A 9,091-nucleotide genomic window follows, 5' to 3' on the forward strand; every position below is an offset into this window, starting at 1 on the left:
CGCTTCGCGCGTCGACCTTCCCGCTCCAGGGGAGTGCGCAGGAATCGGAGGGGTCGATGAGTCGGGTCTACATGCTCGCGCAGGCGCTGCTGCCGACCGGGTTCGCCACAAACGTGCGGGTCACGGTCGCCGACGGCAGGTTCACGGCGGTCGAGCCGGACGCCCCCGCGGCCGGGGCGCATACGCTCGCCGGGCTCGCGCTGCCGGGCGTGCCGAACCTGCACTGCCACGCCTTCCAGCGCGGCATGGCGGGCTTGGCCGAGCGGCGGGGGCCCGCCTCCGACAGCTTCTGGACGTGGCGCGAGGTGATGTACCGGTTCCTCGCCCGGCTGACGCCGGACGACGCCGAGGCGATCGCCGCCTTCGCCTACATGCAGATGCTGGAGCGCGGCTTTTCGGCCGTCGCCGAGTTCCATTATCTCCACCACGACATCGACGGCTCGCCCTATGCCGATCGCGGCGAGATGGCGGGCCGCATCGCGGCGGCCGCGGCGGCGACCGGCATCGGGCTGACGCTGCTGCCGTCGCTCTACGGCTACGGCGGCCTCGGGGGGCAGCCGGCGGTCGCCGGGCAGCGCCGCTTCCTCAACGACCCGGACCGCTTCGCCCGCCTGGTCGAGCGCAGCCGCGAGGTTGTTCGCGCCGTGCCGGGCGCAAAGGTCGGCATCGCGCCGCATTCGCTGCGCGCCGTCACGCCCGACACGCTGCGCGCCGCGCTCGCCGTCGCGCCCGACGGACCCGTCCACATCCACGCCGCCGAGCAGGTGAAGGAGGTCGAGGACTGCGTCGCCTGGTCGGGCCGTCGCCCGGTCGAATGGCTGCTCGACGAGATGCCGGTCGACGATCGCTGGGTGCTGATCCACACGACGCACATGACGCCCGACGAGACCGTGCGGCTCGCCCGCTCCGGCGCCGTCGCCGGGCTCTGCCCGCTCACCGAGGCGTCGCTCGGCGACGGCATCTTTCGCGGGGCGGATTACCTGGAGGCCCGCGGGCGGTTCGGTGTCGGCACCGACTCCAACATCGACATCGACCCGGCCGGCGAGCTGCGCCAGCTCGAATACTCCCAGCGCCTCGCCCACCGGGCCCGCAACGTGATGGCGACCGCCGAAGGCGAGTCGACCGGCCGCCGCCTGCTGTCCGAGGCGCTGTCCGGCGGCGCCCAGGCGCTCGCCCAGCCGCTCGGCGCCATCGCGGTCGGCAAGCGCGCCGACCTCGTGGTGCTCGACACCACGCATCCCGACCTCGCCTGCGTGAGCGGCGACCGGGCGATCGACCGGCTGATCGATCTCTGGCTGTTCGTCGCCGGCCGTGATGCGGTGAAGACCGTGATGGCCGGCGGCTCGCTGGTGGTCGAAGCCGGCCGCCACCGCGCCCGCGACGCCATCACGGCGCGCTACGTCGCGACGCTGGCGCGGATCCTGGCGGAGTAGGCAGGGCATCGCTCCGCCAAAAGCGCACCGGACCGGTGCGGCAACCGCTGCGCGGCCTCGTTCCGCATTCGTCCGGATGGCGGACCCGACGAGGCGTCACTCGTCCGACGCGTCGCGATCGTGTACATCAAACCCATCCTCGCGGCCGACGGTTCGCGCCGGCCCGCAGCTCGATGCGCGATGCCCCCGATGTTCTCCCGGCACCGCACGTTACGAATGGGGCAGACCGTTGAGCCCACTCCTCGACACGATCCGCGTGCTGGACCTCACCAATGTGCTGGCGGGGCCGTTCTGCTGCTACCAGATGGCGCTGCTCGGCGCCGACGTGATCAAGGTGGAGGTCCCCGGCACGGGCGACCTCGCCCGCCAGCTCGGCGCCGATCGCGACCTCAACAAGGCGCTGATGGGTGTCTCCTTCCTGGCCCAGAACGCCGGCAAGCGCTCGGTCACGGTCAACCTCAAGGACAAGGCCGGCAAGGCGGTGTTCCGCCGTCTCGTCGAGAGCGCCGACGTGCTGGTGGAGAATTTCCGCCCCGGCGTGATGGACCGCCTCGGGCTCGGATGGTCGACGCTCCAGGAGATCAAGCCGAGCCTCGTCTACTGCGCCATCTCGGGCTTCGGCCAGACCGGGCCGCTGCACGGCAACCCGGCCTACGACCAGATCGTCCAGGGACTGGCCGGCGTGATGAGCGTGACGGGCGACGAGACCACGGCGCCGCTGCGGGTCGGCTACCCGGTCGCCGACACCATGGGCGGCATCACGGCGGCGTTCGCCATCGCGGCCGCGCTGGTGCGCCGCGGCCGCACCGGCGAGGGCGAGTTCATCGACGTGTCGATGCTGGAATCGACCCTGGTCGCCATGGGCTGGCAGGTGTCGAACTATCTGGTCGCGCATGTGCAGCCGCGGCCGATCGGCAACGAGAACATGACGGCGAGCCCCTCCGGCACCTTCAACACCGGCTCGGGTCCGCTCAACATCGCGGCCAACAAGCAAGAGCAGTACGTCGCCCTGTGCCAGGTGATCGGCCGGCCCGAGCTCGCCACCGATCCGCTCTATGTCGATCGCGAGGATCGCAAGAAGCGTCGCTTCGAGCTGAAGGCCGAGATCGAGAAGGCGCTGGCGCGCAAGACCGCCAAGGAGTGGTCGCTGCTGCTCAACGCGAAGGGCATCCCGGCCGGCGAGGTGCTGTCGATTCCCGAGGTGCTCGAGCATCCGCACATCAAGGAGCGCAAGCTGGTGACGCGATTCCCCGGCGCCCCCGGGGTCGACCGCGAGGTGCCGGTCGTGCGCTCGGGCTTCAAGCTGGAGAGCGGCGATCCGGACCCGCGCTCGCCGCCGCCGGCGCTCGGCGCCGACACCGACGCGATCCTGCAGGAGCTCGGCTACGCGCCGGAGGATATTTCGCGGCTGCGCGAGGGCGGCGCGATCTGATCGCGGACGTCGAACATGCTCTGGTCAATCCGGGGCGGTGCGGAGCACCGAACCCGGAATCCAGCGGCGAGGTCGCAGCGTGTGGCTGGATTCCGGGTTCGCGCCTGCGGCGCGCCCCGGAATGACCTTCACTGGATCGAGCGATCCAGTTCCATTGCGACCGGGCAGCGCGATCGCGTCGCACATCGATACCGAGGACCCCATGAGCGAACGCCAGAAACTGTCGCCGTCCGACTGGTGGGCGACGTCGATCATCGAGATGAAGCCGGGCATGATCCGCTATCGCGGCTACGCGATCGAGGATCTGATCGGCCGGGTCGGCTTTGCCGAGATGGTCTATCTGCTGACGAGAGGCGAGCTGCCGTCGAAGCCGGCCGCGAAGCTCCTGGAGGCCGCCCTGGTGGCGGCGGTCGACCACGGGCCGCAGGCGCCGTCGATCGCCATCGCCCGCATGGCGATGACCTGCGGGGTCGGCATCAACAACGCCATGGCGTCGGCCACCAACGTGCTGGGCGACGTCCACGGCGGCGCCGGCGAGCAGTGCGTCGAGCTGTTCAACGCGGTCGCGGCGCGGCTGCCCGAAGGGGCCCGTGACGCCGCGGCCATCACCAAGGCCGTGACCGAGGAGATCGAGGCGCTGGCGGCGCGCGGCATCAAGCACGTGCCGGGCTTCGGCCATCGCTTCCATCATCTCGATCCGCGCGCGCCGCGCATCCTGTCGCTCGTCGACGAGGCTGCGAAGGAGGGCGCCGTGAGCGGACTGTTCGCCGCCATCGGCCGCACCGTCGAGGACGTGATCGCGCAGCGCCGCGGCGGCAAGCGCGTGCCGATGAACATCGACGGTGCCACGGGCGTCGTGTTCGCCGAGCTCGGCTTCCCGCCGCCGCTGTGCCGCGGCCTGTTCGTGCTGTCGCGCTCGGTCGGCTGCCTCGCCCATGCCTGGGAGGAGAGCCAGTCGGACTACCGCAACAAGGGCCCGATCCCGCGCGACCAGATCTGGACCTACACGGGACCGGGGCCGCGCCAGGTGCCGGAGTGACCGCGCGGCGCTGAAGGCGCCGCTGCGCCAGCCTCACCCGGTCGGCGTCGTGCCGACCATCCAGGACACGCCGAAGCGGTCGGCGACGATGCCGAAGCGCGAGGCGAAGAAGGTCTTGCCGATCGGCATCTGGACGCGGCCGCCCTCCGCGAGCGCGGCAAAAATTCGGTCGGCGTCGTCGTCGCCGTCCACGGTCAGCGACAGCGACATGCCCTGGAACACCGGCTTGCCGCCGCAATGGCCGTCGGAGAGCATCACCACGGTCTCGCCGATCCGCATCTCCGCATGCATCACCTTGTCGCCGGATCCGGGCGGCAGGCCGTCGGGCTTCGGCCCGTCCGGATTGTCCTTGAAGCGGACCAGCATGCCGGGCTCGGCGCCGAGCGTCCTCTTGTAGAACGCGAGCGCCTCGTCGCAGCGGCCGTCGAAGAACAGATAGGGCTGGACCTTCATGGATCCTCCTCCAGGCTGGCCGCGCCCCGGTCGGACAGCGGCGGCTCATCCTGGAAGACGAACGGGCCGGCGTCGATCCGACAGCCGGCCCGTCTTTTTTTAGTCGTTCCGGAGCGATGCCGGAGGACTCGATGTCCGCCTCAGCCGGCGTGCGTCTTCACGAAGGCGAGGTAGCGGTCGAGCCAGCCTTTCACGAAGTCGCGGCTGGCCGCGCCGATCGACCCGTCGGCGTCGAACAGGCCGTCCTTCGCCTGGATGAAGGCCTCGGGCTGGCCCAGCGTCGGCATGTCGAGATAGGCCAGGATGTTGCGCAGGTGCTGCTGCGCCAGCGCCGTGCCGATGGCGCCGACCGAAACGCCGATGACGCCGGCCGGCTTGCCGCCCCAGGCGCTCTGCCCGTAGGGGCGCGAAGCGTGGTCGATGGCGTTCTTCAGCACGCCCGGAACCGAGCGGTTGTACTCGGGCGTCACGAAGATCACGCCCTGGGCGGCGGCGATCTCGGCCTTGAGGCGTTTCACGCTCGGCGCCTGGTTCGCGTCGTCGTCCTGGTTGTAGAGCGGCAGGTCGCCGATCTCGACCGGGGTCAGAACGACGTCGGCCGGCGCCAGCTTGGCGAGGGCGGCCGCGAGCGTCTTGTTGAACGAGTCGCGGCGCAGGCTGCCGACGACGACGGCGATCTTGGTCTGGCTCACTGGGGGTCTCCTTGTGGGGTTCGGGGGGCGAACGCCGCCGGCCTCAGGCGGGTTCGGCGAGCAGGTCGTCGAGGTCGAGCGGCCGGGTCACCATGGCGAGGCGGCCATCGGCCGTGCGCGGCCAGTCGGCCTCGTCGCGGTCACGATAGAGCTCGACGCCGTTGCCGTCCGGGTCCCGCAGGTAGAGCGCTTCGCTGACGCCGTGGTCGCTGGCGCCGTCGAGCGGAATGCCGGCCGCGATCAGGCGGCGCAGCGCGTCGGCGAGCGCGGCCCGGCTCGGGTAGAGGATCGCGACATGGTAGAGCCCGGTGGTGCCGCGGGCCGGCGGCGACCCGCCCTTGCTCTCCCAGGTGTTCAGGCCGATGTGGTGGTGATAGCCGCCGGCCGAGACGAAGGCCGCCTGGCTGCCGTAGCGCTGGATCAGCTCGAAGCCGAGCACGCCGGACCAGAAGCCCAGCGCCCGGTCGAGATCCGCCACCTTGAGATGGACGTGGCCGATCCGCGTCCCCGCCGCGATGGGGGCGGGGGTGAGGCTCGGCTCGATCCTGGTCAGCGAGGCGTTGGGCATGTCGCTCTCCTCGATCACGGTTCCGGTGACTTCGCCTGTCGCAGGCTCGCGGTCTTGTCGCGGCTTGCGCCGGCATCGTACCGGCGGCCGCTCGGCGCCGCCGGCACGATCGTCGCGAGGGTTCGCGGGGCAACGCGGATCAGCGCGCTTCGGCCACCCGGGCGACGGGGCGGACCAGGAACGAGGGCCGCCAGGCATAGGCGCCGTCGCCGAGCAGGGCCTGGACCAGCAGCGTCGCGATCCAGAACACCGGGAACTCCCAGCCGCCGCCCTTGGCCGAGAACACCCACCCGTTGCCGATGTGCTGCAGCGTCGCGCCGATCAGGATCGGCAGCAGCAGCAGCGAGATCCAGCGCGTCCACAGGCCGAGGATCAGAGCGAGGCCGCCGCCGATCTCGCCGAGAATCACCAGATAGGCGAAAACGGCGGGATAGCCGAGGCTCTGGAAGTAGCCGGCCGTGCCGGCGAAGCCGAAGCCGATCGCCTTCAGCAGAAGGCCGTGGGCCAGAAGCATGACGCCGAGGCTGACGCGAAGCAGCAGCGCGGCGTAAGGGGCGGTGCGATTGTCGATCATCGGGGGCTCCGTGGGGCAGGGGGTCAATGCCGGTTTCGATGGGGCGAATGTGCCATCGTTTCCCTGGTTTGATTATTCCCCTGGCTCGGATATTATTTCATACCCTTGGTGTGAGGTGGCCGGGGCGGCGACCAGACCGGCTGGCGCCTAGACGCGCCGGGGAGCCACGGGGAAACATGCTCGATCGGGTGACCGGCATGCAGGTCTTCGCCCGGGTGGCCGCGCTGGGCAGCCTGTCGGCGGCCGGGCGGGCGCTCGGAATGTCGCAGACCATGGCGACCAAGCATCTGGCCGCGCTGGAGTCCCGGCTCGGCACCCGGCTGCTGCACCGGACCACGCGGCGCCTCACCCTCACCGAGGCGGGGCGGCGCTATCTCGAATCGGTGGAACGCATCCTCGCCGAGCTGGAGGAGGCCGACGCGGCCGCCTCGATCGAGACTGTCGAGGTGCGCGGCACGCTGCGCCTCAACGCGCCCTTCTCGTTCGGCATCCGCGAGATCGCACCGCTGCTGCCGGAGTTCTCGCGCCGCCACCCGGACCTCACCGTCGATCTCGGCCTCAACGACCGCGTCGTCGATCTCATCGAGGAGGGCTGGGACATGGTGGTGCGCATCGGCCGGATGCAGAGCTCCACCATGGTGGCGCGGCGCCTCGCGCCGTCCCGCGTGATCGTCTGCGCGGCGCCGTCCTACCTGGAGCGGCGCGGCACGCCGGCGACGATCGCCGACCTCGGCCGGCACGACTGCCTCGGCTATACGCTGTCGCAGCGGGTCGGTGCCGGACGCTGGGCGTTCGGCCGCGACGGCCGCCATGTCGTCGAGGTGAAAGGCAGCCTCAAGGCCAACAACGGCGACGCCCTGGTGGTCGCCGCGGTCGGCGGGCAGGGCATCGTCTACATGCCGAGCTTCCTGGTCGGGCGCGAGATCCGGGCCGGGCTCCTGGTGCCGCTGACGCTCGACGAGGAGCCGTTCGTGATGGACGGGGTGTTCGCGGCCTACCCGGCCGACCGCCGCCCGCCCGCCAAGGTGCGCGCCTGCATCGACCATCTGGCCCGGCAGTTCGCTCCGGTGCCGCCGTGGGAGCGCGAGCCGGCGAACGCGGATGCGGTGGCGGGCCAGGGTCCTGATCACGACCGCCGGGTCGCGACGCGCGACCCCTGAGATACTGCGTATGTGAACACTGCGTATGTCGCACGCGACGGTAGCGCATTAGCATCCGGGCCCGGATTCATCGGATCTGGAAGGATGGCCGTGATGCTCACCCGTCGTCGAAGCCTTCAGCTCGCCGGGGCCGCGCTCGCCGCTCCCGCCCTGCTGCGCGGCGCCCGCGCCGACACCTGGCCGTCGAAGCCGATCAAGGCGATCGTCACGCTGTCGGCGGGCAGCACCATCGACATCGTCGCCCGCATGTCGCTCGACCCGCTGTCGCGCCTGATCGGTCAGAACATCATCGTCGAGAACCGTCCCGGCGCCGGCGGCACCATCGCGGGCGCGGCGGTCGCCCGCGCCGAGCCGGACGGCTACACGGTGCTGATCAACTCGTCGATGCATTCGGCGACGCCGGTCGTCTATCCGAAGCTCGGCTACGACGTCGCCCGCGACCTCTCGGCCGTCGCGGCGCTCGGCTCCTCGCCCAACGTGATCGTGGTGCGCCCGGCCTCCGGCTACAAGACGCTGGCCGACTTCGTCGCCGCCGCCAAGACGAAGCCCGGCGGCTTCACGTTCGGCACCGCCGGCGTCGGCTCGGCCACCCATGTGAGCACCGAGCGGTTCCGCTACGCGGCCGGCTTCCCGGGCGTCCACGTGCCGTTCCGCGGCATGCCGGAGGCGCTGGTCGAGGTGATGACGGGCCGGGTCGACTTCTCGTGCTCCAGCATCGCTTCGGCGCTGACCTTCGTGCGCGACGGCTCGCTGGTGGCGCTCGCGGTGACGACACCGAAGCGCTGCTCGGCCCTGCCGAACGTGCCGACCACCACCGAGCTCGGCTTCGCGAACTCCGACTACACGTTCTGGACCGGCATGTTCGTGCCCTCGAAGACGCCGCGCGAGATCGTCGACAAGATGAACGCCGAGACCCGCAAGGCGATGCTCACGCCCGGCCTCGCCGAGAAGCTCGCCCAGGAGGGCGTCGACCCGATGCCGATCGGCGCCGCCGAGTTCGACGCCCTGATCAAGACCGAGATCGCCGCCACCCAGGCCCTGGTGAAGGCGACCAACATCAATTTCTACTGAGGGCGGGGCGCACCTCTTACCCTCTCCCGAAGAGAGAGGGTCGGACACGCACGTCAGTGCGCGTTCGGGGTGAGGGGTTCAGACGCCGGCGTGGGCACCCCCTCACCCGGATCGCTTCGCGATCCGACCTCTCCCCGCCGGGGAGAGGTGAAGCGGAGCGTGTACCGGCTCTGAATACGAAGCGGCGGCGTCGCCGCCGCGTCTCACGACTTCCCGCGCTGCCCCGTCCGCCCTGAAATCTCCGCCTCCCAGCCGAAGACGCTGCGGCCGCCGTAATCGGGGGAACGGCGGCGCTCGTCGGCGATCAGCGCGTCGACCGAGGGGCCGGTGGCGCTCTGCTCGAGCGCGCGGGCCTGGGCGTCGAGGCGCTGCAGCGCCGACATCTCCTCGTCGTGGCCGAGCTTCGCGTTGCGGACGGCGGATTTCAGCACCGTGATGGTCTCGTCGTAGACCTTCAGGGGCACCGGATAGGGATGCCGGTCCTTGCCGCCATGGGCGAGCGAGAAGCGGGCCGGATCGCTGAAGCGGCAGGGCGCGCCGTGCACCACCTCGGCGACCATCGCCAAGGCCCGCACCGTGCGGGCGCCGACGCCGGGAGTCAGCAGCAGGCCGGGGAAATCGGCCGGCCCGCGTTCGGCCGCCGCCGCGAGCGCGCCGTGCAGGCGGCGC

At 71.0% G+C, this 9,091-nt stretch carries 11 protein-coding genes; 5 read left to right on the forward strand and 6 right to left on the reverse strand.

Annotated elements, in window-relative coordinates; genetic code table 11:
- Nucleotides 1–56: 56 nt before the first annotated feature.
- Complete coding sequence (locus CH341_RS13430) at nucleotides 57–1,433, forward strand: formimidoylglutamate deiminase (protein WP_111419533.1); 1,377 nt, start codon at nucleotides 57–59, stop codon at nucleotides 1,431–1,433.
- Between the two features lie 229 nt (nucleotides 1,434–1,662).
- Nucleotides 1,663–2,865 (forward strand): CaiB/BaiF CoA transferase family protein, encoded by a 1,203-nt coding sequence (locus tag CH341_RS13435; RefSeq protein ID WP_210208283.1) that lies wholly within the window; start codon nucleotides 1,663–1,665, stop codon nucleotides 2,863–2,865.
- Between the two features lie 24 nt (nucleotides 2,866–2,889).
- Here CH341_RS13435 and CH341_RS34205 read toward each other — a convergent pair whose 3' ends face one another.
- On the reverse strand, nucleotides 2,890–3,138 hold the full coding sequence (locus CH341_RS34205) for a hypothetical protein (protein ID WP_170149613.1): 249 nt from the start codon (nucleotides 3,136–3,138) through the stop codon (nucleotides 2,890–2,892).
- Here CH341_RS34205 and CH341_RS13440 point away from each other — a divergent pair.
- Nucleotides 3,068–3,904: a citryl-CoA lyase gene (locus tag CH341_RS13440; protein WP_111419535.1), complete on the forward strand. Its 837-nt coding sequence runs from the start codon at nucleotides 3,068–3,070 to the stop codon at nucleotides 3,902–3,904. The two genes, CH341_RS34205 and CH341_RS13440, sit on opposite strands and share 71 nt — an antisense overlap.
- Before the next feature lie 33 nt (nucleotides 3,905–3,937).
- Here the strand turns inward: CH341_RS13440 and CH341_RS13445 are convergent, their stop codons facing one another.
- The 4 genes from CH341_RS13445 to CH341_RS13460 all read right to left on the reverse strand — a co-directional run bounded on the left by CH341_RS13445 (nucleotide 3,938) and on the right by CH341_RS13460 (nucleotide 6,191).
- Nucleotides 3,938–4,357 carry a VOC family protein gene (locus CH341_RS13445; RefSeq protein WP_111419536.1) on the reverse strand — a complete coding sequence of 140 codons (420 nt, stop codon included), beginning with the start codon at nucleotides 4,355–4,357 and terminating at the stop codon, nucleotides 3,938–3,940.
- A 140-nt stretch (nucleotides 4,358–4,497) separates the two neighbouring features.
- On the reverse strand, nucleotides 4,498–5,049 hold the full coding sequence (locus CH341_RS13450; RefSeq protein ID WP_111419537.1) for an NADPH-dependent FMN reductase: 552 nt from the start codon (nucleotides 5,047–5,049) through the stop codon (nucleotides 4,498–4,500).
- A 43-nt stretch (nucleotides 5,050–5,092) separates the two neighbouring features.
- Nucleotides 5,093–5,617, reverse strand: a complete 525-nt coding sequence (locus tag CH341_RS13455) for a VOC family protein (RefSeq protein WP_111419541.1) — start codon at nucleotides 5,615–5,617, stop codon at nucleotides 5,093–5,095.
- A gap of 139 nt (nucleotides 5,618–5,756) precedes the next feature.
- Nucleotides 5,757–6,191 (reverse strand): DoxX family protein, encoded by a 435-nt coding sequence (locus CH341_RS13460; RefSeq protein ID WP_111419538.1) that lies wholly within the window; start codon nucleotides 6,189–6,191, stop codon nucleotides 5,757–5,759.
- A 176-nt stretch (nucleotides 6,192–6,367) separates the two neighbouring features.
- Here CH341_RS13460 and CH341_RS13465 point away from each other — a divergent pair, with 176 nt between their 5' ends.
- Both CH341_RS13465 and CH341_RS13470 read left to right on the forward strand, forming a co-directional pair.
- Entirely contained in the window at nucleotides 6,368–7,351 is a 984-nt protein-coding gene (locus CH341_RS13465) for a LysR family transcriptional regulator (protein WP_111419539.1), read from the forward strand.
- 93 nt (nucleotides 7,352–7,444) lie between these two features.
- Nucleotides 7,445–8,422, forward strand: coding sequence for a Bug family tripartite tricarboxylate transporter substrate binding protein (locus CH341_RS13470; protein WP_170149615.1), 978 nt, complete (start codon nucleotides 7,445–7,447; stop codon nucleotides 8,420–8,422).
- A 203-nt stretch (nucleotides 8,423–8,625) separates the two neighbouring features.
- Here the strand turns inward: CH341_RS13470 and CH341_RS13475 are convergent.
- Nucleotides 8,626–9,091, reverse strand: a 466-nt coding sequence (locus CH341_RS13475) for a DUF763 domain-containing protein (RefSeq protein WP_146604470.1), incomplete at its 5' end; no start/stop codon positions are given.

Source organism: Rhodoplanes roseus, from assembly GCF_003258865.1.
GTDB classification, from domain to species: domain Bacteria; phylum Pseudomonadota; class Alphaproteobacteria; order Rhizobiales; family Xanthobacteraceae; genus Rhodoplanes; species Rhodoplanes roseus.